The following is a 23,332-nucleotide window of genomic DNA, read 5'->3' on the forward strand; positions in this document are numbered from 1 at the left end:
GAGTCAGTGGGAGACGGCGGACGCGATCGCCGCGGTGGCGGCGTGGACGTCCGACGTGGTGAGGGTGAGGACCGGCCGGCCGTGCTCGGCGAGGACACTCGCGTCGCCGGCGGCCTGGGCCCGGAGGAGCTGCCCGAACGTGAACGGCCGACCCGGGATCGCCAGGTCGTCCGCTTCGTCGGCCACGATCTGCAGGAACACTCCCGTGGCGGGGCCGCCCTTGTGGTACTGGCCGGTCGAGTGCAGGAACCGCGGGCCGTACCCGAAGGTGACGGGGCGCTCCGTGCGCGCAGCGATCGCGTCGCGCAGCGACTCGAGGCCGCTGTTCGTGGTGCGGTCGACGTACGCCTGCACCGACACGTAGCCGGTCGGGTCGAGTGCGGACAGGAGGCCCGACACGGCTTCCGAGAGCGTCGCACCGACCGCGAGTCCGGGCGTCGCGTGCACGGCGATGCCGTCCTCGGAGAACGCCGGCTCCGCCGGAGCGGGGCGGTCGTCGAGGAGCGCGCGGGTAGCGACCTTGGCGGCCTCGACGTCGGGCTGGTCGAACGGGTTGATGCCGAGCAGGCGACCGGCGACCGCGACGGCGTACTCCCAGACGAGGATCTGGCCACCGAGCGTGCCGGTGATCTCGACCTCGCCCTCGGCGACGTGACGCTCGTCCTCGCGCGAACCGACCAGGCGGATGACCTGGACGTCGGGCAGGCCGGCGGTGACCTCGGGGGAGTCCGTGTGCAGCACGACGGGCAGCAGGCCGCGGCCGTCCTTGCCGGTCGACTCCGCGATCAGCTGTTCGACCCAGTCGCCGAAACCGACGATGTGCGTACCGTCGGGCACGATGGCGATCTTGTCGCGGAGCGGCTCCGTGCCGGCGAGGACCGCACCGAGCACGAGCCCGGGGTTCTCGTCCAGGTCGACCGAGAGCAGCGCGGAGATCGCGTCGGCCTCGTCGAGGAGCTCGGCGATGTCCGCTCCCGCGAGCCCGGACGGCACGAGGCCGAAGGCGGTGAGCGCGGAGTAGCGGCCGCCGACCGTGGGGTCGGCGGTGAAGACGCGGTAGCCGGCGTCGATCGCAGCGGCCTCGAGCGCGGAGCCCGGGTCGGTGACGACGACGATGCGGCGCGCCGGGTCGATGCCGGCGTCGCGGAAGGCCTGCTCGTAGACACGGCGCTGCGAATCGGTCTCGAGCGTCGAGCCGGACTTCGACGAGACCACGAGCACGGTGCGCTCGAGGTCGGTCGTCACGGCCGCGCGGACCTGTGCGGGGTCGGTCGAGTCGAGGACCGTGAGGGGCACGCCGGCGGTGCGCGTGATGACCTCGGGTGCGAGAGACGAGCCGCCCATGCCGGCGAGGACGACGTGGTCGACCCCTTCGGCACGGAGCGACTCGCACAGCGCGGTCACCTCGGCGACGAGCGGGCGGGAGACCGAGACGGCCTCCACCCAGCCGAGGCGCTTCGACGCCTCGGCCTCGGCGGTGGTTCCCCACAGATCGGCGTCCTGGGCGGTGATGCCCGAGGCCACCAGGTCAGCGACGAGCCGCGGGACCACCTGTTCGATGGCCCGCGCGGCGTCGCCGCTGGCTGCGATGGAAACCGTCACTACTTGGCGCCCTCGAGCGCTGCCTTGACGGTGTCGACGAGCTCGCCCCAGGAGACGTTGAACTTGTCCACGCCCTCCTTCTCGAGCAGTGCGACGACCTCGTCGTAGTCGACGCCCTGCGCGGCGAGCTGGTCGAGGACCTGCTGCGCCTGGTCGAACGTGCCGGCGATGGCGTCGCCGTGGATCTCACCGTGGTCGAACGTGGCGTCGAGCGTCTTGCCCGGCATCGTGTTGACGGTGTTGGGGGCGGCGAGCTCGGTCACGTAGAGCGTGTCGGGGAGCGACGGGTCCTTGACACCGGTCGAGGCCCAGAGCGGACGCTGCGTGTTGGCGCCGGACTCGAGCAGGCCGAGGGCACGCTCGGAGGCGAACGCCTCGGTCCAGACCTGGTAGGCGAGCTGCGCGTTGGCGATGCCGGCCTTCGACTTGAGGGCCTTGGCCTCGTCGGTGCCGACGGCGTCCAGGCGCTTGTCGATCTCGGAGTCGACGCGCGACACGAAGAAGGACGCGACCGAGTGGATCTTGGAGAGGTCGTGGCCGGCGGCCTTGGCCTTCTCGAGCCCACCGAGGTACGCGTCGATGACGGCGCGGTAGCGCTCGAGCGAGAAGATCAGGGTGACGTTGACGGAGATGCCGGCGCCGATGACCTCGGTGATCGCCTCGAGACCCTCGAGCGTCGCCGGGATCTTGATGAGGACGTTCTCCTTGCCGACCTTCTCGAACAGGAACTTGGCCTGCTCGACGGTCTTGGCGGTGTCGTGCGCGAGGCCCGGCTCGACCTCGATCGAGACGCGGCCGTCGAAGCCCTTGGTCTCGTCGTAGATCGGCTTGAAGACGTCGGAAGCGTTCGCGACGTCCTGCGTGGTGATCGCGAAGATCGCGTCGGTGACGTCGGTGCCCGCAGCGGCGAGCTCCTTGACCTGCGAGTCGTAGCGCTCGCCCTTGGCGAGGGCCGACGCGAAGATCGTCGGGTTCGTCGTCACGCCGACGACGTTCTTCTGCTCGATGAGCTCGGTGAGCTTGCCGGTCTCGAGGAGCTCGCGGGAGAGGTCGTCGAGCCAGATGCTCACGCCGACCGCGGAGAGGGCGGCGGTGGGGGTGTTCTCAGCCATGTGTTTCTCTTCTTCTTTCATCGACGGGTCCGTGAGGACCGTGAGTCGGGGTTTCGGGGACGGGAGGCCCGTGGCGGAACCGAGCCGGGCCTCCCGGAAGAAGGGCCGGATCCGGAAACCGGACCCGGCCCTTGCAGGTCAGGAAGCTGCGATCGATTCCTTCGCGGCGGCCACGACGTGCTCCGTCGTGAAGCCGAACTCCTTGAAGAGCGTCTGGTAGTCGGCCGAGGCACCGAAGTGCTCGATCGAGACGCTGCGGCCCTTGTCGCCGACGATGTCGCGCCAGCTCATGGCGATGCCGGCCTCGACCGACACGCGAGCGGTGACGTTCTTCGGGAGCACCTGGTCCTGGTAGTTCTCGGACTGGGCGCGGAACCACTCGATCGACGGCGCGCTCACGACGCGGGCGTTGATGCCCTCGGCCTTGAGCTGCTCGCGAGCATCGACCGCGATCTGGACCTCGGAACCGGTCGCGATGAGGATGACGTCCGGGGTGCCGTTGGGCGCCTCGGCCAGGATGTACGCACCCTTGGCGACGTTCTTCGCCGAAGCGAAGACCTCGCCGGACGCGTCACCCTCGCCACGCTCGAACACGGGGAGGTTCTGACGGCTCAGCGCGATGCCGGCCGGGCGGTCGGTGTGCTTGAGCATCTCGAGCCACGCGTACGCGACCTCGTTGGCGTCGGCCGGGCGGACGACGTCGAGACCGGGGATCGCACGGAGCGACGAGACCTGCTCGATCGGCTGGTGCGTCGGGCCGTCCTCGCCGAGGGCGATGGAGTCGTGGGTCCAGACGTAGATCGCCGGCGCCTGCATGAGCGCGGCGAGACGGACCGCCGGACGCATGTAGTCGCTGAAGATGAGGAACGTGCCACCGAAGGGGCGGGTGTTCCCGTGCAGGACGATGCCGTTGAGGATCGAGCCCATGGCGTGCTCGCGGATGCCGAAGTGCAGCACGCGGCCGTACGGGTCGGTGCTCCACGTCGACGTCGAGGCCTCGGCCGGACCGAAGGACTTGGCGCCCTCGATCGTGGTGAGGTTCGACTCGGCGAGGTCGGCCGAACCGCCCCAGAACTCGGGCATCAGCGGCGCGATGGCGTTGATGACCTTGCCGGAAGCGGCACGGGTCGAGACGGCCTTGTCGGTCGGGAAGACCGGGAGCGCTGCTTCGAGGCCCTCCGGGAGCTCCTTCGACTGGACACGGTCGAACAGCGCCTTCTTGTCGGCGTTGGCCGCGGCCCACGCGTCGAAGGACTTCTGCCACTCGGCGTGCTCGGCCTGGCCCTTGGCGACGGCGCCGCGGGTGTACTCGAGGACCTCGGGGGCGACCTCGAAGGTCTTGTCGGTGTCGAAGCCGAGGATCTCCTTGAGACCCTTGATCTCGTCGGCGCCGAGCGCCGAACCGTGGATCTTGCCCGAGTTCTGCTTGGTCGGCGACGGCCAGCCGATGATCGTCTTGAGGACGATGAGCGACGGCTTGTCGGTGACCTGCTTGGCGGCCTCGATCGCGGCGTGGAGCTCCTCGACGTCCTCGGAGTACTCGCCGGTCTTCTTCCAGTCGACGATCTGGACGTGCCAGCCGAGCGCCTCGTAGCGGTCGGCGACGCTCTCCGAGAACGCGATGTCGGTGTTGTCCTCGATCGAGATCTGGTTCGAGTCGTAGAACGCGATCAGGTTGCCGAGCTGCTGACGGCCGGCGAGCGAGCCGGACTCGTTCGTCACGCCTTCCTGCATGTCACCGTCGCCGGCGATCACGTAGGTGTAGTGGTCGAACGGCGACTGGCCGGCCGGGGTCTCCGGGTCGAACAGGCCGCGCTCGAAGCGCTGGGCGTAGGCGAAGCCAACCGAGGACGCGAGGCCCTGGCCGAGCGGGCCCGTGGTGATCTCGACACCGTCGGTGTGGCCGTACTCCGGGTGACCCGGGGTCTTCGAGCCCCACTTGCGCAGGTGCTGCAGGTCGTCGATCTCGAGCCCGTAGCCGTGCAGGTAGAACTGCACGTACTGGAGGATCGAGGCGTGACCGGCGGAGAGGATGAAGCGGTCGCGGCCGATCCAGGTGGAGTCGCTCGGGTCGCGACGCATCACCTTCTGGAAGAGCAGGTGGGCGAGCGGAGCGAGGCTCATCGCGGTGCCGGGGTGACCGTTGCCGGCGGCCTCGACCGAGTCGGCGGCGAGAACGCGGGCCGTGTCGACGGCCTTCCGGTCGATGGCGTCCCAGGTGAATTCAGCCACTTGGATGTTGACCCTTCTTGATGCGACATGTGCGAGGGCTCGTGCCATCGCACGGACATGTGGCCATCCCGGGGCCGAGTCGTGTCGCCGTCTAGCGGCGGCCGACCGGCTCATCGCGGCCGACGTCATCGGGGCGCGCACTGCGGGAGGGCGTGTCCAGCATAGTGACCCGGTACTCAGAAGGGGTTCAGGTGACCCCCGATGTTCACACCGGGGTGGCCGTCGACGGTCGATCCGGGCGTGTCGAGCGCGTCCGGATCACGCCGGGATGTCGGAGCGGGGCACCGTCGCGGCGCATCCATCCCGTAAACTGATCGGGACCCGTGGACATTCCGGGTCAGCGCATGCCCGGACGCCGTCGCAGTCGTCCACCGAGTGTGCGAGCTGATGCGAACAGACTGAGGTTCTCTTGCCGACTGCCACCGTGACCCGGCCCGACACCGATCGACCCCGATCGCCGCTGTCCCGCAAGGTCCGTGCGTACGTCTCGTTGACGAAGCCGCGCGTGATGGAGCTGCTGCTCGTCACCACGGCGCCGACGATGTTCCTCGCCGAACGCGGCGTCCCCGACCTGTGGCTCGTCTTCTGGACGATGCTCGGCGGAGCGATGTCGGCCGGTTCGGCGTCGGCCTTCAACTGCTACATCGACCGCGACATCGACCGCCTGATGAAGCGGACCAGCACCCGCCCGCTCGTCACCGGCGAGCTGTCCGACCGCGAGGCCCTCGTGTTCTCGTGGGTGCTCGGCATCCTGTCGACCGCGGTGCTCGGGTTCCTGGTGAACTGGCTCGCCGCGGCGCTGAGCGTCATCGCCATCCTCATCTACGTGTTCGTCTACACGCTGTGGCTCAAGCGCCGCACCCCGCAGAACATCGTCTGGGGCGGCTCGGCCGGCTGCATGCCCGTGCTCATCGGCTGGGCGGGCGTCACCGGGTCGCTGACCTGGACCCCGGTCATCCTGTTCATGGTGATCTTCCTGTGGACGCCGCCGCACTACTGGCCGCTGTCGATGAAGTACCGCGACGACTACGACGCGGCCGACGTGCCGATGCTCGCCGTGGTCCGTGGCCGCACCGTCGTCGGCCTGCAGGTCGTGCTCTACGCGTGGGCGACGCTCGTCTGCTCGCTCCTGCTCATCCCGGTCGGGCACATGGGGCCGCTCTACACGGTCGTCGCGCTGGCCGGCGGCATCTGGTTCGTCGTCGAGTCGCACCGCCTGTACTCGCGGGCCATCCAGCACGTCGAGCACGTGCAGCCGATGCGGGTCTTCCACAGCTCGATCACGTACCTGACGTTGCTCTTCATCGCCGTGGGCATCGACCCGCTGCTGCCGCAGGTCTTCACCTTCTAGGCGGTCGAGCGGGCGCCCGCGCGCTCGGTCCGCACGACGCCGTCGTGTCCAGTCGACACCGTCGTGTCCTGTTGACGCCGTCGTGTCCTGTTGACGCCGTCGTGTCTGCACGACGCCGCCACCCCGCCGAGACGCCGCCGAACCCGGCGGCGTCTCGCGCGTTCGGCGGCGTACCGGCAAGGACACCGGCGTCCTGCGTCGGCCACGAGGCGGCCTGGAGGCGCGGTGCGGGCCCGCCACGGGCCTCCCGTCCGGCGCGACCGCCGTCGGCCGCGGGGCGGACGCGCGTCGCTGCGGACCGCGCGTGGTGCGGATGTCGAGCGACGAAGTCGATGTCGTGCGACGTCCGAGCCCACCCGTTCAGGCCCACCACGAACGCGACACCCCACGAGTCGATCGACTCGTGGGGTGTCGGAGAACGGGTGTCGAGCGCGCGACGCGCCCGGGCGTCAGGCGTCGATGGGTTCCCGGACGGCGTCTCGGCCGGCCGAGGCCCGCGTCGACAGCACCACGGCGGTCACCGCACCGACGAGCAGCCCGGCGAGCACCATGTGCGTGCCGACGAGCCCGACGGGCAGACCCGTTCGCGCCTGCGTGAGCCCGACAGCGATCTGCAGGAACTCGACGACGAGCAGCAGCAGTGGCCACTTGCTCGGGCGGCCCAGGCGGACGGCTCCGATGACGAGCACCAGGGTCAGGGCGAAGAGGGCGTACGCGGGCCAGGCGTGCACGTGCTCCATGACCGCGGGGTCGAACCCGGTGCGGTGCAGGCGTCCACCGTCGACCGCGGCGTCGGCTCCGGCGTGCGGGCCGCTGCCGGTGGTCAGGATGCCGACGAGCACGGTCACGACGACCGCGGCGACGGTGCCGCGGACGACACCCGTGTACCAGCGCGGGACGAGCCGCTGGGCGGTCCGCGGGCCGTGCGTCGTGCGGTAGACCAGCGCAGCGGTCACCGAGGTGAGGGCGGCGGAGACGACGAAGTGGAGCCCGACCACGAAGGGGTTCAGGTTCGTCCAGACGCTCATGCCGCCGATGACGGCCTGGACCGGGATCGCGACGCCCTGAGCGAACGCGAGCCAGAAGAGTTCGGGGCGCGTGCGGAGCATTCGGACGACCGCGAGGAACATCGCGACGGCCACGATCACGAGCACGAAGGTGAGCAGACGGTTGCCGAACTCGATGATGCCGTGGATGCCCATCTCCGGCGTGGAGACCAGCGAATCCGCCGTGCACTTGGGCCAGGTGGGGCATCCGAGGCCCGAGGCGGTGAGGCGCACCAGGCCTCCGGTGCCGATCAGCACGACCTCGACCACGAAGGACGCCCAGGCCAGTGCGACCACACGACGGTCGACCACGCGGGGGAGCGACCACCACCGTCCGGTCCGGAGATCCTGCTCGACGGGGGATCCGACGCGTGTCACGAGGGTGGTGCCTTCCTGTTGTTCCGTGCAGTGAACCTGTAGGATTCGAGGGTTCAGCAGCAGTCAAGTCTAGGCAGGCGCCGGCTCCGAATGGGCCGAGATCGCCGATCAACCCACGGACTGCGTGGAACCATTGTCGTTGCGAGGGAGCAGCACCCGGTCCGCATGTCAGCGGTCCGCGGTGGAATGGCGTCCAGACGCCACGGGTTCACACCTGTAACGCTGTCCCGCGAGAAGGAAACGAGGAGACCATGTCCGACGTGCTCATCGACCGTCCCGAGCTCGAAGGGCTCGGCCAATACGAGTTCGGCTGGTCCGACTCCGACTCGGCAGGGTCTTCCGCCCGTCGTGGGATCTCGGAAGAGGTCGTCACCGACATCTCGAACCTCAAGGACGAGCCCGAGTGGATGCTGAAGAACCGCCTCAAGGGGCTGTCGCTCTTCGGCCGCAAGCCGATGCCGACGTGGGGTGCCGACCTGACGGGCATCGACTTCGACAACATCAAGTACTTCGTGCGCTCCACGGAGAAGCAGGCGCAGTCGTGGGAGGACCTCCCCGAGGACATCCGTGCGACCTACGAGAAGCTCGGCATCCCCGAGGCCGAGCGTCAGCGCCTCGTCGCCGGCGTCGCCGCGCAGTACGAGTCCGAGGTCGTCTACCACCAGATCCGCGAGGACCTGGAGCAGCAGGGCGTCATCTTCATGGACACCGACACGGCGCTCCGTGAGCACCCGGAGCTGTTCGAGGAGTACTTCGGCACCGTGATCCCGGCCGGCGACAACAAGTTCGCCGCGCTGAACACGGCCGTCTGGTCCGGTGGCTCGTTCGTCTACGTCCCGAAGGGCGTCCACGTCGAGATCCCGCTGCAGGCCTACTTCCGGATCAACACCGAGAACATGGGCCAGTTCGAGCGGACGCTGATCATCGCGGACGAGGACTCGTACGTCCACTACATCGAGGGCTGCACCGCCCCGATCTACAAGTCCGACTCGCTGCACTCGGCCGTCGTCGAGATCATCGTGAAGAAGAACGCCCGCGTTCGGTACACGACGATCCAGAACTGGTCGAACAACGTCTACAACCTCGTCACCAAGCGTGCGATCGCACACGAGGGCGCGACGATGGAGTGGATCGACGGCAACATCGGGTCCAAGGTCACGATGAAGTACCCGTCGATCTACCTCGCCGGCGAGCACGCCAAGGGCGAGACGCTCTCCGTCGCCTTCGCGGGCCCCGGTCAGCACCAGGACGCCGGCGCGAAGATGATCCACATGGCGCCGTACACGACGTCGTCGATCGTCTCGAAGTCGATCGCCCGTGGTGGCGGTCGTGCAGGCTACCGCGGTGAGGTCCGGGTCGACCCGGCCGCGCACCACGCCGCCAACACCGTGCGCTGCGACGCCCTGCTGGTCGACACGATCAGCCGGAGCGACACCTACCCCGCGATCGACATCCGTGTCGACGACGTGCAGCTGGGACACGAGGCCACGGTCTCGCGTGTCAGCGAGGAGCAGCTCTTCTACCTCATGTCCCGCGGCATGGCCGAGGACGAGGCGATGGCGATGATCGTCCGTGGCTTCATCGAGCCGATCGCCCGCGAGCTCCCGATGGAGTACGCACTCGAACTCAACAAGCTCATCGAGATGAGCATGGAAGGATCCGTCGGCTAGATGTCCAGCACCACCCCTCCCCACATCGACCAGCCGATCGAGCCCGCTGCCGCAGCGCAGGGCGGCACCCAGCACGGCGCCGGAGCCCACTCCGACGGCGGCTGGGACGCCCCCGACAAGAAGGTGCCGGTCCAGACCCGCTCCGAGCGGTTCCAGTCCGGCGACGTCGAGGCGTTCCCGAAGGTCACCGGCCGAGAGGTCAACTGGAAGTTCGCGCCGCTCGCCAAGCTCCAGCCGCTGCTGGACGGCGCGCTGGACGGATCCGCCTACCCGTACCTCGCCCGCCAGTCCGAGGGCGCCGACGTCGAGTGGGGTCGTAGCGACGACCCCCGCGTCGGCTCCGCCGGCCTGCCCGAGGACCGCGCCTCGGCCGCAGCCTGGACCGCGCGTGACGCGGTCCTGGCGATCACGATCAAGGCCACCGAGGCGCACGAGTTCATCACCGTGACCCGTTCCGACTTCGGGTCGCAGCCCCGCGCTGCGCACACGGTGATCACGGCCGAGCCGAATTCCCAGGGCATCGTCGTGCTCGACAACCGCGGCAGCGCCCTGCTGAGCGAGAACATCGAGATCGTCGCGCAGCAGAACGCACGACTGACCGTCGTCAGCCTGCAGGACTGGGACGACGACGCCGTGCACGTCTCGACCCACTTCGCGGAGGTCGGCCGCGATGCCTTCCTCAAGCACGTCGTGGTCTCGCTCGGCGGCGACGTCATCCGCGTCAACCCCTCGACGCACCTCGGTGCGCAGGGCGCCGACACGGAGATGTACGGCGTGTACTTCGCCGACGCCGGCCAGTACATCGAGCAGCAGGTCTACGTGAACCACGACGCGCCGAACACGCGCGGTCGGGTCAACTACAAGGGCGCCCTGCAGGGCCAGGGCGCGCACACCGTCTGGATCGGTGACGTCCTGATCGGCCGCGCCGGTGACGGCACCGACTCGTACGAGCAGAACCGCAACCTCGTGCTGACGGACGGCACCCGTGCCGACAGCATCCCGAACCTCGAGATCGAGACGGGCAACATCGAGGGCGCCGGCCACGCGAGTGCGACCGGTCGCTTCGACGACGAGCAGCTGTTCTACCTGCAGTCCCGCGGAGTCCCGGAAGAAGAAGCCCGGCGCCTCGTCGTGCTCGGCTTCCTGGTCGAGGTCATCCAGAAGATCGGTGCACCCGAGCTCGAGGAACGCCTCATCGCCGCGGTCGAGCAGGAGCTGGCCGAGGGCCGTTCGGTCATCGCCGCACCGGCCGAGGCGGGCGACGCACAGGCCGCCGCAGGGCAGTCCGACGGCGCGGAGGCCACCGCCTGATGGCCGAGAAGGTCTGCGCCGAAGCCGACATCGCGGTGGACAGCCCGATGCGGGTGGTCGTCGACGGCACGGCGGTCGCGATCGTGAAGGACTCGTCCGGCACGGTCCACGCCATCGGCGACACCTGCACGCACGGCGACATCTCGCTGGCCGAGGGCTTCGTCGAGGGTGACTCGCTGGAGTGCTGGGCCCACGGGTCCCGCTTCTCGCTGGCCACCGGCAAGCCGCAGAACTTCCCGGCCTACGAGCCCGTCCCGGTCTTCCGGGTCGAGGTCCGCGACGGCGACGTCTACGTCGACGTGCAGGACGTCGTCCCGGTCGACTGAGCACCCCCAACACTTCCCGCGGCTGACGCCGCACACAGCTGCAACCGAAGGAACGCAATGTCCACTCTGGAAATCCGTGACCTCAAGGTCTCGATCGACACCGATCAGGGCACCAAGGAGATCCTGAAGGGTGTCGACCTCACCATCAACGAGGGTGAGATCCACGCGATCATGGGGCCGAACGGCTCCGGCAAGTCCACCCTGGCGTACACCATTGCCGGTCACCCCCGGTACCACGTCGTCGGTGGCACGATCACCCTCGACGGCGAGGACGTCCTCGCGATGAGCGTCGACGAGCGTGCCCGTGCCGGCATGTTCCTGGCGATGCAGTACCCGGTCGAGATTCCCGGCGTCACGGTGTCGAACTTCCTGCGCACCGCCAAGACGGCGATCGACGGCGAGGCTCCGGCGCTCCGTGGATGGATCAAGGAACTCCGCCAGTCGATGGCCGACCTGAAGATGGACTCGTCGTTCGCCGAGCGCAACGTCAACGAGGGCTTCTCCGGTGGCGAGAAGAAGCGCCACGAGATCATGCAGCTCGAGCTCCTCAAGCCGAAGTTCGCCGTCCTCGACGAGACCGACTCCGGCCTCGACGTCGACGCGCTGAAGATCGTCTCCGAGGGCGTCAACCGCGCCAAGGCCGCGACCGGCCTCGGCGTGCTGCTCATCACGCACTACACGCGCATCCTCCGCTACATCAAGCCGGACTTCGTGCACGTGTTCGTCGCCGGCAAGATCGCGGAGCAGGGCGGCCCCGAGCTCGCCGACCGCCTCGAGAACGAGGGCTACGACCGCTACGTGCAGGTCGCCGCCGCCGAGGCGCAGGCCTGATGATCGCCGCACTCGCTCCCGACAAGTTCGACGAGGTCGTCGAGGGCCTGAAGGAGGTCCAGGACCCGGAGCTCGGCGTGAACATCGTCGACCTCGGCCTGATCTACGACCTCGCCTGGGACGACGACGCCAACGCGCTCGTCATCAGCATGACGCTCACGAGCGCCGGTTGCCCCCTGACCGACGTCATCGAGGGTGACACCGCGAACGCCCTCGACGGCATCGTGGACGCCTTCCGGATCAACTGGGTCTGGATGCCGCCGTGGGGTCCGGAACGGATCACCGACGACGGCCGCGAGATGATGCGCGCCCTCGGGTTCGCGATCTAGTCGCGACCCACCACGGACGGGAGGCGCGGTGCCAGCTGGCACCGCGCCTCCCGTCCGTCTGTGCGCACGCCACGCGCGGGGCGCGTCGCCGAGTGGTCGCGACCGCCCGCTCACGTTCGCCGAGTGGTCACGTTCTGTCGGCTGACAGCGCTCCAGGCGACGGAATGCGACCACTCGGCGTCCGGGTGGCGGGGAGTCGTGACCGACCGAAACCCCGGCCCGGCCCCGCACGGACTGTTCATCCCCGCACCGGACGCAGAACGGCCCCGCACCGATCAGGTGCGGGGCCGTTCTCGTGCGAGGTGTCAGCGGCGGCCGACGGCCTTCCACGCGAGCGGCAGGATGCCGGCGGCGATGAGGGCCTTGGCGATGCCACCGACGATGAACGGGTACAGGCCGGCGGCGAGCACCGACTGGACGTCGTTCGGGGCGCCGAGCTGGCCGAGCGCCACGGCCAGGTACGGCAGGCCGGTCACGAACGGGATGGCACTCGCGAGCAGCATCGCGACCGCGGCGCGACCGACGTTGCGGTCCCAGTTGCGACGGGCGAGCCAGCCGACGAGCCCGGCGGCGGGGATGAAGCCGATGACGTACCCGAAGCTCGGCAGGGCCAGGGCCTGCAGACCGCCCTGCATGTCGGCGAAGAACGGGGCACCCGCGAGTCCGGCGACGGCGTAGACGAGCAGCGAGAGCATGCCGCGGCGGGCGCCGAGGGTCGCGCCGACGAGCACGACGGCCAGCGTCTGCCCGGTGATCGGGACCGGCCACATCGGGACCTCGAGCTGCGCCATGGCGGCGGTGAACAGGGCTCCGCCGGCGACGAGGGCGGCGTCGGTGGCCAGCCCGTGCGTGCGCAGACGGTCGGCGAGGACTGCGCGGGGAGCGAACCCGGTGGCGTTCGTCATGGATTCTCCTAGAATGGACTGCTGGTTCCGTTCGGAACCATCGGTCCCGTCAGCGTAGCGGTGCACCTCACGCACACACCGTTGTGCAAACCCACCAACTGATTGGACGTCCACTGTGCTTGCCGTGCACGAACTCGAGATCCGCGTCGGAGCTCGTCTCCTCATGGAAGACGTGTCCTTCCGTGTCGAGAAGGGCGACAAGATCGGACTCGTCGGCCGCAACGGCGCGGGGAAGACGACGATGACCAAGGCCCTCGCGGGCGAGACGCAGCCCAACGGCGGCACGATCGACCGCGGCGGCGAGATCGGCTACCTGCCGCAGGACCCCCGCTCCGGCGACCCGGAGGAGACCGCGCGGAAGCGCATCCTCGACGCCCGTGGGCTCGGTGAGCTCGTGGAGGGCATCCGCCTCGCCACGCTCGACATGGCGAGCGACGACGCGGCCGTTGCCGAGAAGGCGATGCGACGCTACAGCCGCCTCGACGACCAGTTCAACGCGCTCGGTGGCTACGCGGCCGAGGCCGAGGCGGCGTCGATCGCCTCGAACCTGAAGCTGCCCGACCGCATCCTCGACCAGCAGCTCAAGACGCTCTCGGGTGGTCAGCGCCGCCGCATCGAGCTCGCCCGGATCCTGTTCTCGGACGCCGAGACGATGATCCTCGACGAGCCGACCAACCACCTCGACGCCGACTCCGTCGTGTGGCTCCGCGAACACCTGAAGACCTACCCCGGTGGCGTCATCATCATCTCCCACGACGTCGAGCTCGTCGACGAGGTCGTGAACCGCGTCTTCTACCTCGACGCCAACCGCCAGACGATCGACATCTACAACATGGGCTGGAAGCTCTACCAGCGGCAGCGCGTCGCCGACGAGGAGCGCCGTCGCAAGGAGCGCGCGGGCGCCGAGAAGAAGGCCGCCACGCTCAAGGACCAGGCCGCCCGCTTCGGTGCGAAGGCGTCGAAGGCCGCGGCCGCGCACCAGATGGTCGCGCGTGCCGACAAGCTGCTCGCCGGCCTCGAGGACGAGCGTGTCGCCGACCGGGTCGCGAAGATCCGCTTCCCCACGCCGGCCCCGTGCGGCCGCACCCCGCTGATGGCCGAGGGCCTGTCGAAGTCCTACGGGTCGCTCGAGATCTTCGCGGGTGTCGACCTGGCGATCGACCGCGGTTCGCGCGTGGTCATCCTCGGCTTCAACGGTGCGGGCAAGACGACCCTGCTGCGCATCCTGGCGGGAGCCGACCAGCCCGACACCGGCGAGATCCAGCCCGGTCACGGTCTGCGCATCGGCTACTACGCGCAGGAGCACGAGAACATCGACATCAACCGCACCGTGATCGAGAACATGGTGTCGGCGTCGACGGACCTCAACGAGACCGAGGCCCGGCGGGTGCTCGGCTCGTTCCTGTTCACGGGCGACGACGGCTACAAGAAGGCCGGCGTCCTGTCCGGCGGCGAGAAGACCCGTCTGTCGCTCGCGATGATCGTGGTCTCCGGCGCGAACGTCCTGCTGCTCGACGAGCCGACGAACAACCTGGACCCCGCTTCGCGCGAGGAGATCCTCAACGCCCTCGCCGGCTTCGAGGGTGCGGTCGTCCTGGTGTCCCACGACGCCGGCGCGGTCGAGGCGCTCAACCCCGAGCGCGTCCTGCTGCTGCCGGACGGCACCGAGGACCACTGGAACAAGGACTACGCGGAGCTCATCGAGCTCGCCTAGCTGCCGCGCGTGTGGTCGGGCGAGGCCCGTCCGCACGGTGCCGCGTTCGCGGTCCGGTGCAGCGTTGCGTGCTGGGTGGCCGTTTGTGATGCTGCACGGTGCTCGGAAGCGCGCACGGGGTTGCGGGGTGCGCACGGTGCGGTCTGGAGACGCGGTGCGGTCGTGCGTCGCGCCTCCAGTCCGCACGGTGCCCCTTTCGCCATCCGGTGCGGCGTTGCGTGCTGGGTGCCCGCTTGTGGCGCTGCACGGTGCGCGGAAGCGCGCACGGGGTTGCGAGGTACGCACGGTGCGGTCCCGTCCGCACGGTGCCCGTTTCGCCATCCGGTGCGGGGTTGCGTGCTGGGTGCCCGCTTGTGGCGCTGCACGGTGCTCGGAAGCGCGCACGGGGTTGCGAGGTCCGCACGGTGCGGCCTGGAGGCGCGGTGCGGTCGTGCGTCGCGCCTCCCGTCCGCACGGTTCCGGTTTTGCCATCCGGTGCGGCGTTGCGCGCTGGTGCCCGTTTGTGGCCCTGCACGGTGCGCGGAAGCGCGCACGAGGTTGCGAGGTGCGCACGGTGCGCTGACGCGCACCCACGGCCGCGCCTCAGCCGCGCCTCAGCCGCGCGTCAGCGACGTGACGCGATGAGCTCGTCCTCGATCTCGGCGTCGGTCTTCGGCTTCGCGTTCTTGCGGCGTTCGCGCTCGAGGGCGCGCTCGCGCTCCTCCGGGTCGTCCTGGTTGAGGTTCCGGTACTCCTGCACCATCACGTACGCCAGGAACCCGAAGCCCCCGGCGGCGAACAGGAACCACTGGATGAAGTAGCTCAGGTGCAGCCCGGTGTCGGCGTTCGGACGCTCCCAGCCGAGCGGGCGCGCTTCGGTCGGGGCGGGGGACTCGGAGGCGAGCTGCCCGTACGCACCGGTCCAGATCGGGTCGTCGACCTTGTCCGCCACGTCGGCCAGGGTCACCGACTGCACCTGGTCGGTGTCCTTCGGGTCGGATCGGCCGGGGATGCGTGGCTCGCTCTGCTGCAGGCGGACGATCGCGGTGACCTCACCGGACGGGGGAGCGGGCACGTGGTCGGGGGCGTCCTGGGCGTTGCCGGTCGGCACCCATCCGCGGTCGACGATGAACGCGCGGCCCTCGGGCGTGACCAGGGGCGTCAGGACCTCGAACCCGGGCTGCCCGTTGTGCACGCGGTTGCGCACGAGCAGCTGCGAGTCGACGTCGTAGCGGCCGGTCACGGAGACCCGGAGCCACTCCTGCTCGTCCTGCCAGCTCGAGGCCTTCGGCAGCGCCCGGTCGAGGGGGACGGGGGTGTGGTCGTAGTTCTGCGCGACCTGCTCGTTCTGCCGGACGGCCTCGTTGCGGCGGTCCCACTGCCACATGCCGAACAGTGCGCACACGATCGCGAAGGCGACGGCGATCGCGAAGTAGCCGAGCCAGCGGCGGCTCCGGACGAAGCGCCAGCCGACGAACGGTTCGTGGGGGTCCCGCGCGGACGGGTCCGACCCGGCGTCGTCGGTCGAGCCGGAACCCGCCGCGGCGCGCTGCAGCTTGGCGGCGTGCTTGCGGCCGTACCGGGACTGCGGGTCGAAGCCGTCGGTCATCGCGAGGTGCCGGTGGAGCGCACCCCGACGTCGTTCTTCGGCGCCGCCGTCGACTCGCGCTCGTCGTCGAGGTGGTCGACGTCCTCGTGCATGCCGGTGACGCGCACCGGGAAGGAGCGGGACCGCAGGTAGTCAGCCAGGAAGTCGCGGTGTTCTTCGCACGCGGCCCAGATCTTCACGCGGTCGATCGCGTGGATCCGGGGATTGCGCCAGTTCACACGCCACCCGGCCGTCGACACGCAGCCGGCACGCGAGCACACCGGGGTGGATCCGGGTTCGGTCTGCAGGTCGAACGTCGCACCCATCAGCGGGGTCCCCACATCTTCGATCGGTCGCCGTTGCGCTGCCACTCGTCCTGCGCGTGCTGCGCCTGCTGGCGGAGGCGGTCCTGCTCGTCGCGGTAGGCCTGGGCCCGGGCGTCCTCCTGCTGTTCGCGGAGACGCGGGTCGACGGCGTCGTAGAGCTCGATGGACCCGGCGGGGGAGATCATGTCGCTCTCGGTCCGGCTGCCGGCGTTCGCGATGACGACGGCGACCCAGGGGATCACCGCGGCGAGGACGATCGGTATGACCGCGAGCCACGAGTGCCAGATCGAGTACACGAGCACGGCGGAGATGAAGAGGACCACTCGGATGGCCATCTGCCAGACGTAGCGGGACAGGCGGTGCGCCCGGTCCTGCTCCGGTGTGTCCGGCAGCGACGTGATGCTCGTGTGCGTGCTCTTCATACAGATGGTCTCCGTCTACCCGTGGTCAAGCCTAATCCCGCCGGACCGATCGTGGGTGCGCCGCGCGCGAACCGGCGGGGTGGTCCGCTCCGGTACGCTCGTCCGGGCGTGTCCGCCGGGTCCCCGGCACCGCGTGCCGAGCAGATCCCACCGAACGGAGCGACCATGAGCACCCCCCGTACCGTCCTCATCACCGGCGGCAACCGCGGCATCGGCCACGCGCTGGCCGAGCGGTTCGTCGCCGCCGGCCACCGGGTCGCCGTGACGTCGCGCAGCGGTCAGGGTGGTCCCGAGGGCGCGCTGACGGTGCAGGCCGACATCACCGACACGGCGTCCGTCGACGCCGCGTTCACGCAGGTCGAGGCCGAGCTCGGACCGATCGAGGTCCTCGTCGCGAACGCCGGCATCACGAACGACCAGCTGCTCCTCCGCATGTCCGAGGACGACTTCACCAGCGTGGTCGACACGAACCTCACGGGCACCTTCCGCGTCGTCAAGCGCGCCACGAAGGGCATGATGAAGGCCAAGTTCGGCCGCATCGTGCTGATGTCCAGCGTCGTGGGCGCCTACGGCCAGATCGGCCAGGTCAACTACGCGTCCTCGAAGGCCGCCCTGGTCGGCATGGCCCGGTCGATCACGCGTGAGCTCGGCTCGCGCGGCATCACCGCCAACGTCGTGGCGCCCGGCTTCATCCAGACGGACATGACCGCCGCGCTCTCCGACGAGCTGCAGGCCGAGTTCAAGAAGGCGATCCCGGCCGCCCGCTACGGCACGGTCGACGACGTCGCCGACGCCACGCTGTTCCTGGCGAGCGACGGCGCCGGGTACGTCTCCGGTGCGATCATCCCCGTCGACGGTGGCCTGGGGATGGGCCACTAGCCCTCGGACTGATCAGCCGCGCAGACCGAGCGTCGCGAGCACGGCAGACAGGTCACGGTCGACGACCGCGACGTCCGCCTGCTCCCGCACGCGCGGCTTCGCGTCGAACGCCACCGACAGCGCGGCGACGCGCATCATCTCGAGGTCGTTCGCGCCGTCGCCGATGGCGATGGTCCGTGCCGGGTCGACCCCGTCGGCGTCCGCCCACTCGTGGAGCGCGACGGCCTTGGCGTGCGCGTCGACCACGTCGCCGAGCACGCGGCCGGTGAGCACGCCGTCGGTGACCTCGAGGCGGTTCGCCCGGCAGTGGTCGAGGCCGAGCTGCTCGGCGAACGGGTCGAGCACCTCGTGGAACCCGCCCGACACCACGCCGACGGTGCCGCCTGCGGCGTGCACCCCACGGACGAGCTGGTCGGCGCCCCGCGTCACACGGACCGACTGCTGTGCACGGACGAAGACGTCTGCCTGGAGGCCCGCAAGGGTCGCGACACGCTCCCGGAGGCTCTCGGCGAAGTCGAGTTCCCCGCGCATGGCGCGCTCCGTGATCGCCGCCACCTGTGGCCGGGTCCCGGCGCTGTCGGCGAGCAGTTCGATCACCTCGTCCTCGAGGAGCGTGGAATCGGCATCGAGGACGACGAGGAAGCGGGGCACGCACCAACGGTACCGACTGGCGGAGGCACGGCCGCGTCCGTGACGCGAGCCGTGCCTCCAGGCCGTCCGTCCGGGGCTGCGCCCCGGGTGTCTGCTTCCCTACGCGGCGTGCCTATGCGTCGACGCGGACGCCCTTGCCGACCACGGTGATGCCCGACTCGGTGACGGTGAAGCCGCGTGCCTCGTCGGCCTCGCGGTCGACGCCGACCTGCGCGCCCGGTGCGATGACGACGTCCTTGTCGAGGATGGCGCGGTTGACGACCGCGCCGGCGCCGATGGTGGCGCGCTCGAACACGATCGAGTCGAGGACCTTCGCGCCGGAGTCGATCGAGCACCAGGGCCCGATCATGCTGCGCTCGACCTGCGCACCCGACACCAGGCAGCCGAGCGACACGAGCGAGTCCACCGTGGACCCGGTGTTGCCGTTCGCGTCGCGGACGAACTTCGCGGGCGGCAGGTTCGTCTGCTGGTTGAAGATCGGCCAGTCCTGGTTGTACAGGTTGAAGACCGGGACCGGGGCGATGAGGTCCATGTGGGCGTCGAAGAACGAGTCGATCGTGCCCACGTCGCGCCAGTAGTACTTGTCGCGGTCGGTGGACCCGGGGACCTCGTTGCGCTGCAGGTCGTACACCCCGGCGTCACCGCGGTTGACGAAGTCGGGGACGATGTCGCCGCCCATGTCGTGCGCGGACGTCTCGAGCTGGCCGTCGCGCAGGACCGCGTCGACGAGGGCGTCCGCGTTGAAGACGTAGTTGCCCATCGAGGCCAGGATCTCGCCGGGGGAGTCGGCCAGACCGATCGCGTCCTTCGGCTTCTCGAGGAACGCCTCGATCTTCGTGGGGTCGTCGTCGGCCACCTGGATCACGCCGAACTGGTCGGCGAGCCCGATCGGCTGACGGATCGCCGCCACCGTGGCACTGCGGCCGGACGCGATGTGCGCCTCGACCATCTGGTGGAAGTCCATCCGGTACACGTGGTCCGCACCGACGACGACCACGATGTCGGGCCGCTCGTCGCGCAGCAGGTTGAGCGACTGCAGGATCGCGTCGGCCGAGCCGGCGAACCAGCGCTTGCCGAGCCGCTGCTGCGCGGGGACGGACGCGACGTAGGAGCCGAGCAGCCCCTCCATGCGCCACGTCTCCGCGACGTGCCGGTCGAGACTGTGCGACTTGTACTGGGTCAGGACGACGATCTTCTGCAGACCGGAGTTGACCAAGTTCGACAGTGCGAAGTCGATGAGACGGAAGTTGCCGCCGAACGGGACGGCGGGCTTCGCGCGATCGGCCGTGAGCGGCATGAGTCGTTTGCCCTCGCCGCCGGCGAGCACGATGCCGAAGACCTTCTTTGGTGCCATGCCGCTCACAGTAGGCGTCAGCACTGGGAACCGGTTACGTTGAACCAGTGCGAGTCGATCTGCTGACCAGGGAGTATCCGCCGGAGGTCTACGGCGGAGCGGGTGTCCACGTGTCCGAACTCACCGCCGCGTTGCGGTCGGGGACGGACACGGAAGTCCGTGTCCGGGCCTTCGGGGCCTTCCGTGACGAACCCGACGTGTGGGGCTACCGGACCCCGGACGGCCTCGGCCAGGCGAACGGCGCGCTGCAGGCCCTCGGGACCGACGTGGCCATCGCGGCCGACGTCGAGGGCGCCGACCTCGTGCACTCGCACACCTGGTACGCGAACTCCGCGGGCCGGATCGCGCAGCTGACCTACGGCATCCCCCACATCGTCACCGCCCACAGCCTCGAGCCGCTCCGCCCGTGGAAGGCCGAGCAGCTCGGCGGCGGCTACCGCCTGTCCAGCTGGATGGAGCGCGAGGCGTTCGAACACGCCGACGGCGTCATCGCGGTCTCGAAGGCCATGCGTGCGGACATCCTGCGCTCGTACCCGTCGATCGACCCCGCGAAGGTCCACGTCGTCTACAACGGCATCGACATCGACGCGTGGAAGCCGACCGTCGACGAGGACGCCGTGCGCGCCCTCGGCATCGACCCGACGCGCCCGAGCGTCGTGTTCGTCGGACGCATCACCCGCCAGAAGGGCCTGCCGTACCTGCTCCGTGCCGTGGCGTCGCTGCCGTCGGACGTGCAGATCGTGCTGTGCGCCGGCGCGCCGGACACCCCCGAGATCCTGGCCGAGGTCACCGAGCTCGTCGAGGGCCTCCGCGCGGAACGTGAAGGCGTCGTCTGGATCGACCGGATGCTCGCGCACGAGGAGATCGTGAACGTGCTGTCCTCGGGCACCGTGTTCGTCTGCCCGTCGGTCTACGAGCCGCTCGGCATCGTGAACCTCGAGGCCATGGCGTGCGGCATCCCGGTCGTCGGCACCGGCACCGGGGGCATCCCCGAGGTCGTCGCCGACGGGCTCACCGGTCGCATCGTCCCGATCGACCAGGTGCAGGACGGCACCGGCACCCCGACCGACCCCGACCGCTTCGTGGCCGACCTCGCCGCGACCCTCACCGAGGTGCTCGCCGACGAGGGGCTGGCGAAGCTCATGGGACGCGCCGGACGGCTCCGTGTCGAGACCGAGTTCACCTGGGACGCGATCGCCACCAGGACACGGCAGGTCTACGACCGGGTGCTCGGCCAGAACCCGTAGGCTGGTCGCATGCCCTCGGTCGTGCGCTTGTCAGACGTCTCCGTGGTCCGCAACGGGGCCACCATCCTCGACGCGATCTCGTGGGAGGTGCAGGACGACGAACGCTGGGTCGTGCTCGGCGCGAACGGCGCCGGCAAGACGACGCTGCTGCAGGTCGCCGGTGCCCAGACGTTCCCCACCTCGGGTGACGTCGAGGTGCTCGGGACCGAACTCGGCGGTGCCGACCTGTTCGAGCTCCGCCCGCGCATCGGCTTCGCGTCGACCGCGCTGGCCCGTCGCATCCCGGTGACCGAGAAGGTCATCGACGTCGTGCTCACCGCGGCGTACTCGGTCACGGGCCGCTGGAACGAGGAGTACGAGGAGCTCGACGTCCGTCGCGCGCAGCGCGTGCTCGAGGAGTGGGGCCTGGGGTCCTTCACCGACCGCACGTTCGGCGACCTGAGCGACGGCGAGCAGAAGCGCGTGCAGATCGCCCGTGCCGTGATGACCGACCCGGAGATCCTGTTCCTCGACGAACCGGCCGCGTCGCTCGACCTCGGTGCCCGGGAGAGCCTCGTCCGCACCCTCGGCGGCTACGCCCAGAGCGCCGACTCGCCGGCCATCGTCATCGTGACCCACCACGTCGAGGAGATCCCGGCCGGCTTCACCCACGCGCTCGTCCTCGCCGACGGCCACGTACAGGCCGCCGGCCCCATCGACGAGGTCCTGACGGACCAGACCCTGACCGAGGCGTTCGGCATCGACCTCTCGGTCACCAAGGACGCCGGTCGCTACACGGCACGCGCCGCGTAGCGCTGCGATCCCGCCGTCTCTCTGGTATCGTGGACGGCTGGCGCAAGCCGACGACTTCCCGCGCAGTTCGCGCAATCCCATCACCGCTATCGAGGAATCTCCATGAAGACCGACACCCACCCCGAGTACCGCGCCATCGTCTTCCGCGACCTGGCCTCCGGTGAGACGTTCCTGACGCGTTCGACCGCGAACAGCGACAAGACCATCGAGCTCGACGGTGCGACCTACCCGGTCATCGACGTCGAGATCTCGTCCGCTTCGCACCCGTTCTACACGGGCAAGCAGCGCATCCTCGACTCGGCCGGTCGCGTCGAGAAGTTCAACCAGCGCTTCAAGGGCTTCAGCAAGTAAGCAGCCCCCACGCAACGCCCACGGGCGGTCCTCCTCCGGGAGGGCCGCCCGTTCGCGTTGTGCGGCGTTTCCGGCCGGCGCTGTACTCGGACACAAGACACCGGTGTTCGCGCGTCACACCGCGTTCTGCGGGTGTTCGGTGCGCGAACACCGGTGCTGTGCGAAGGGGCAGTGCGCGGTCAGGCGCCGTTGCGGTGGGGCCAGCGGCCGTCGGCGGTGAACGTCGGGTCGCGCTTCTTGCGCATGTAGTCCTGGAACGAGCTGGCCTGCTCGGCGCACCAGCCGACCTGCTTGCGGTGGAGTTCCTCGGCGGAGATGCCGAGCTCGTCCGGGTACTTGCCCGCGATGGCCTGGGCGACACGCCCGGCAGCGATCGCGTCGGCTCCGGCGTCGTGCGCGTCGTCGAGGGTGACGCCGTAGAGCTCGGACGCGGCCTCGAGCGTGCGCTTGCCCTTGCGGAAGGTGTCGAGCGCCTTGTCGATCACCAGCGGGTCGACGACGTTGCCGATGACGGGCGAGGCGAACCCGTGCCGCTTCGCTTCGCGGTCGAGCACGGTGAGGTCGTACGGGGCGTTGTAGATCACCAGGGGGATGCCCCGGGCGAACACGGCCTCGATCGCGGCGATGATCTCGGCGACGACCTCGGCCGCGGGACGCCCCTCGGCCTGGGCACGCTCGGTGGTGTAGCCGTGCACGGCCGCGGCGCCCTCCGGGATCGGGACGCCGGGGTCCGCGATCCAGGCACCCTCGACGATGGAGGCCCCGGTCATGTCGATGAGCCCGACGTGGGCGGTGACGATGCGGGCCGTCTCGACGTCGACCCCGGTGGTCTCGAGGTCGAAGACGCCCAGCGCGTGCCACCAGGGCCGACCCGTGAGGTCCTGGGTCGGAGCGGGCGCGTCGAGCTGTGCTGTGGGGAACGTCACGCGGTCAGGC

The 23,332-nt window shown here is 69.7% G+C and carries 22 protein-coding genes; 11 read left to right on the plus strand and 11 right to left on the minus strand.

Annotated features, from left to right (window positions below):
- Positions 1 to 3 precede the first annotated feature (3 nt).
- From DEJ12_RS05375 to tkt, 3 genes are all read right to left on the minus strand, one after another.
- Positions 4 to 1,602: a glucose-6-phosphate isomerase gene (locus DEJ12_RS05375; RefSeq protein WP_111029281.1), complete on the minus strand. Its 1,599-nt coding sequence runs from the start codon at positions 1,600 to 1,602 to the stop codon at positions 4 to 6.
- Positions 1,602 to 2,714: a transaldolase gene (gene tal / locus DEJ12_RS05380; RefSeq protein ID WP_111029282.1), complete on the minus strand. Its 1,113-nt coding sequence runs from the start codon at positions 2,712 to 2,714 to the stop codon at positions 1,602 to 1,604. The genes DEJ12_RS05375 and tal overlap by 1 nt, the downstream gene beginning before the upstream one ends.
- A 138-nt stretch (positions 2,715 to 2,852) precedes the next feature.
- The gene (tkt, locus tag DEJ12_RS05385) at positions 2,853 to 4,946 is read right to left on the minus strand and encodes a transketolase (protein ID WP_111029283.1); all 2,094 of its coding nucleotides are present in this window, start codon (positions 4,944 to 4,946) and stop codon (positions 2,853 to 2,855) included.
- A 424-nt stretch (positions 4,947 to 5,370) separates the two neighbouring features.
- Here tkt and DEJ12_RS05390 point away from each other — a divergent pair, with 424 nt between their 5' ends.
- Entirely contained in the window at positions 5,371 to 6,297 is a 927-nt protein-coding gene (locus DEJ12_RS05390; protein ID WP_071403755.1) for a heme o synthase, read from the plus strand.
- A gap of 449 nt (positions 6,298 to 6,746) precedes the next feature.
- On the opposite strand, the gene DEJ12_RS05395 is transcribed toward DEJ12_RS05390, so the two are convergent.
- Positions 6,747 to 7,721 (minus strand): heme A synthase, encoded by a 975-nt coding sequence (locus DEJ12_RS05395; protein WP_071403756.1) that lies wholly within the window; start codon positions 7,719 to 7,721, stop codon positions 6,747 to 6,749.
- A 251-nt stretch (positions 7,722 to 7,972) separates the two neighbouring features.
- On the opposite strand from DEJ12_RS05395, the gene sufB reads away from it, so the two are divergent.
- Genes sufB through DEJ12_RS05420 form a run of 5 tightly spaced genes read left to right on the plus strand, consistent with a single transcriptional unit; the run spans position 7,973 to position 12,188 of the window.
- A complete protein-coding gene (sufB, locus tag DEJ12_RS05400) occupies positions 7,973 to 9,391 on the plus strand; it encodes a Fe-S cluster assembly protein SufB (protein ID WP_071403757.1) in 1,419 nt (472 codons plus the stop codon).
- The gene (gene sufD / locus DEJ12_RS05405; protein WP_111029284.1) at positions 9,392 to 10,702 is read left to right on the plus strand and encodes a Fe-S cluster assembly protein SufD; all 1,311 of its coding nucleotides are present in this window, start codon (positions 9,392 to 9,394) and stop codon (positions 10,700 to 10,702) included.
- Entirely contained in the window at positions 10,702 to 11,028 is a 327-nt protein-coding gene (locus DEJ12_RS05410; RefSeq protein ID WP_084740352.1) for a non-heme iron oxygenase ferredoxin subunit, read from the plus strand. The genes sufD and DEJ12_RS05410 overlap by 1 nt, the downstream gene beginning before the upstream one ends.
- A gap of 57 nt (positions 11,029 to 11,085) precedes the next feature.
- Positions 11,086 to 11,859, plus strand: a complete 774-nt coding sequence (sufC, locus tag DEJ12_RS05415; protein ID WP_111023033.1) for a Fe-S cluster assembly ATPase SufC — start codon at positions 11,086 to 11,088, stop codon at positions 11,857 to 11,859.
- Positions 11,859 to 12,188, plus strand: a complete 330-nt coding sequence (locus DEJ12_RS05420; RefSeq protein ID WP_017887270.1) for a metal-sulfur cluster assembly factor — start codon at positions 11,859 to 11,861, stop codon at positions 12,186 to 12,188. The genes sufC and DEJ12_RS05420 overlap by 1 nt, the downstream gene beginning before the upstream one ends.
- A 305-nt stretch (positions 12,189 to 12,493) precedes the next feature.
- Here DEJ12_RS05420 and DEJ12_RS05425 read toward each other — a convergent pair whose 3' ends face one another.
- Positions 12,494 to 13,093, minus strand: a complete 600-nt coding sequence (locus tag DEJ12_RS05425) for a biotin transporter BioY (protein WP_071403761.1) — start codon at positions 13,091 to 13,093, stop codon at positions 12,494 to 12,496.
- Positions 13,094 to 13,208: 115 nt separating this feature from the next.
- Here DEJ12_RS05425 and DEJ12_RS05430 point away from each other — a divergent pair, with 115 nt between their 5' ends.
- Positions 13,209 to 14,807, plus strand: a complete 1,599-nt coding sequence (locus DEJ12_RS05430) for an ABC-F family ATP-binding cassette domain-containing protein (RefSeq protein ID WP_071403762.1) — start codon at positions 13,209 to 13,211, stop codon at positions 14,805 to 14,807.
- Positions 14,808 to 15,411: 604 nt separating this feature from the next.
- On the opposite strand, the gene DEJ12_RS05435 is transcribed toward DEJ12_RS05430, so the two are convergent.
- The 3 genes from DEJ12_RS05435 to DEJ12_RS05445 are packed head-to-tail and all read right to left on the minus strand — an operon-like array spanning position 15,412 to position 17,122.
- Entirely contained in the window at positions 15,412 to 16,395 is a 984-nt protein-coding gene (locus tag DEJ12_RS05435; RefSeq protein ID WP_111029285.1) for an SURF1 family protein, read from the minus strand.
- Positions 16,392 to 16,700, minus strand: coding sequence for a hypothetical protein (locus DEJ12_RS05440; protein ID WP_371830589.1), 309 nt, complete (start codon positions 16,698 to 16,700; stop codon positions 16,392 to 16,394). Before DEJ12_RS05440 ends, DEJ12_RS05435 begins: the two co-directional genes overlap by 4 nt.
- The gene (locus tag DEJ12_RS05445; protein WP_051596733.1) at positions 16,700 to 17,122 is read right to left on the minus strand and encodes a DUF3099 domain-containing protein; all 423 of its coding nucleotides are present in this window, start codon (positions 17,120 to 17,122) and stop codon (positions 16,700 to 16,702) included. Before DEJ12_RS05445 ends, DEJ12_RS05440 begins: the two co-directional genes overlap by 1 nt.
- A gap of 165 nt (positions 17,123 to 17,287) precedes the next feature.
- On the opposite strand from DEJ12_RS05445, the gene fabG reads away from it, so the two are divergent.
- Entirely contained in the window at positions 17,288 to 18,001 is a 714-nt protein-coding gene (fabG, locus tag DEJ12_RS05450; RefSeq protein ID WP_027465673.1) for a 3-oxoacyl-ACP reductase FabG, read from the plus strand.
- A gap of 12 nt (positions 18,002 to 18,013) precedes the next feature.
- Here fabG and serB read toward each other — a convergent pair whose 3' ends face one another.
- Both serB and DEJ12_RS05460 read right to left on the minus strand, forming a co-directional pair.
- On the minus strand, positions 18,014 to 18,652 hold the full coding sequence (gene serB / locus DEJ12_RS05455; RefSeq protein ID WP_111029286.1) for a phosphoserine phosphatase SerB: 639 nt from the start codon (positions 18,650 to 18,652) through the stop codon (positions 18,014 to 18,016).
- 112 nt (positions 18,653 to 18,764) lie between these two features.
- On the minus strand, positions 18,765 to 20,006 hold the full coding sequence (locus DEJ12_RS05460) for a glucose-1-phosphate adenylyltransferase (protein WP_071403983.1): 1,242 nt from the start codon (positions 20,004 to 20,006) through the stop codon (positions 18,765 to 18,767).
- Positions 20,007 to 20,053: 47 nt separating this feature from the next.
- Here DEJ12_RS05460 and glgA point away from each other — a divergent pair, with 47 nt between their 5' ends.
- From glgA to DEJ12_RS05475, 3 genes are all read left to right on the plus strand, one after another.
- A complete protein-coding gene (glgA, locus tag DEJ12_RS05465; RefSeq protein ID WP_071403766.1) occupies positions 20,054 to 21,253 on the plus strand; it encodes a glycogen synthase in 1,200 nt (399 codons plus the stop codon).
- Between the two features lie 9 nt (positions 21,254 to 21,262).
- Positions 21,263 to 22,045, plus strand: a complete 783-nt coding sequence (locus tag DEJ12_RS05470) for an ABC transporter ATP-binding protein (protein WP_017887279.1) — start codon at positions 21,263 to 21,265, stop codon at positions 22,043 to 22,045.
- A 102-nt stretch (positions 22,046 to 22,147) separates the two neighbouring features.
- Complete coding sequence (locus DEJ12_RS05475; protein ID WP_017887280.1) at positions 22,148 to 22,396, plus strand: type B 50S ribosomal protein L31; 249 nt, start codon at positions 22,148 to 22,150, stop codon at positions 22,394 to 22,396.
- Positions 22,397 to 22,575: 179 nt separating this feature from the next.
- Here the strand turns inward: DEJ12_RS05475 and DEJ12_RS05480 are convergent, their stop codons facing one another.
- Entirely contained in the window at positions 22,576 to 23,322 is a 747-nt protein-coding gene (locus DEJ12_RS05480; protein ID WP_258370541.1) for a 3'-5' exonuclease, read from the minus strand.
- Between the last annotated feature and the right edge of the window lie 10 nt (positions 23,323 to 23,332).

This window comes from Curtobacterium sp. MCLR17_059 (genome assembly GCF_003234665.1).
Lineage (GTDB): Bacteria > Actinomycetota > Actinomycetes > Actinomycetales > Microbacteriaceae > Curtobacterium > Curtobacterium flaccumfaciens.

What these genes read in the sequence shown, in the direction of transcription:
- DEJ12_RS05445 (WP_051596733.1), bottom strand. Translation starts at nt 17,122, where the DNA reads ATGAAGAGCACGCACACGAGCATCACGTCGCTGCCGGACACACCGGAG.
- DEJ12_RS05410 (WP_084740352.1), top strand. Translation starts at nt 10,702, where the DNA reads ATGGCCGAGAAGGTCTGCGCCGAAGCCGACATCGCGGTGGACAGCCCG.
- DEJ12_RS05440 (WP_371830589.1), bottom strand. Translation starts at nt 16,700, where the DNA reads ATGGGTGCGACGTTCGACCTGCAGACCGAACCCGGATCCACCCCGGTG.
- sufB (WP_071403757.1), top strand. Translation starts at nt 7,973, where the DNA reads ATGTCCGACGTGCTCATCGACCGTCCCGAGCTCGAAGGGCTCGGCCAA.
- DEJ12_RS05425 (WP_071403761.1), bottom strand. Translation starts at nt 13,093, where the DNA reads ATGACGAACGCCACCGGGTTCGCTCCCCGCGCAGTCCTCGCCGACCGT.
- DEJ12_RS05435 (WP_111029285.1), bottom strand. Translation starts at nt 16,395, where the DNA reads ATGACCGACGGCTTCGACCCGCAGTCCCGGTACGGCCGCAAGCACGCC.
- DEJ12_RS05420 (WP_017887270.1), top strand. Translation starts at nt 11,859, where the DNA reads ATGATCGCCGCACTCGCTCCCGACAAGTTCGACGAGGTCGTCGAGGGC.
- DEJ12_RS05470 (WP_017887279.1), top strand. Translation starts at nt 21,263, where the DNA reads ATGCCCTCGGTCGTGCGCTTGTCAGACGTCTCCGTGGTCCGCAACGGG.
- fabG (WP_027465673.1), top strand. Translation starts at nt 17,288, where the DNA reads ATGAGCACCCCCCGTACCGTCCTCATCACCGGCGGCAACCGCGGCATC.
- DEJ12_RS05475 (WP_017887280.1), top strand. Translation starts at nt 22,148, where the DNA reads ATGAAGACCGACACCCACCCCGAGTACCGCGCCATCGTCTTCCGCGAC.
- sufD (WP_111029284.1), top strand. Translation starts at nt 9,392, where the DNA reads ATGTCCAGCACCACCCCTCCCCACATCGACCAGCCGATCGAGCCCGCT.
- sufC (WP_111023033.1), top strand. Translation starts at nt 11,086, where the DNA reads ATGTCCACTCTGGAAATCCGTGACCTCAAGGTCTCGATCGACACCGAT.
- DEJ12_RS05460 (WP_071403983.1), bottom strand. Translation starts at nt 20,006, where the DNA reads ATGGCACCAAAGAAGGTCTTCGGCATCGTGCTCGCCGGCGGCGAGGGC.
- tal (WP_111029282.1), bottom strand. Translation starts at nt 2,714, where the DNA reads ATGGCTGAGAACACCCCCACCGCCGCCCTCTCCGCGGTCGGCGTGAGC.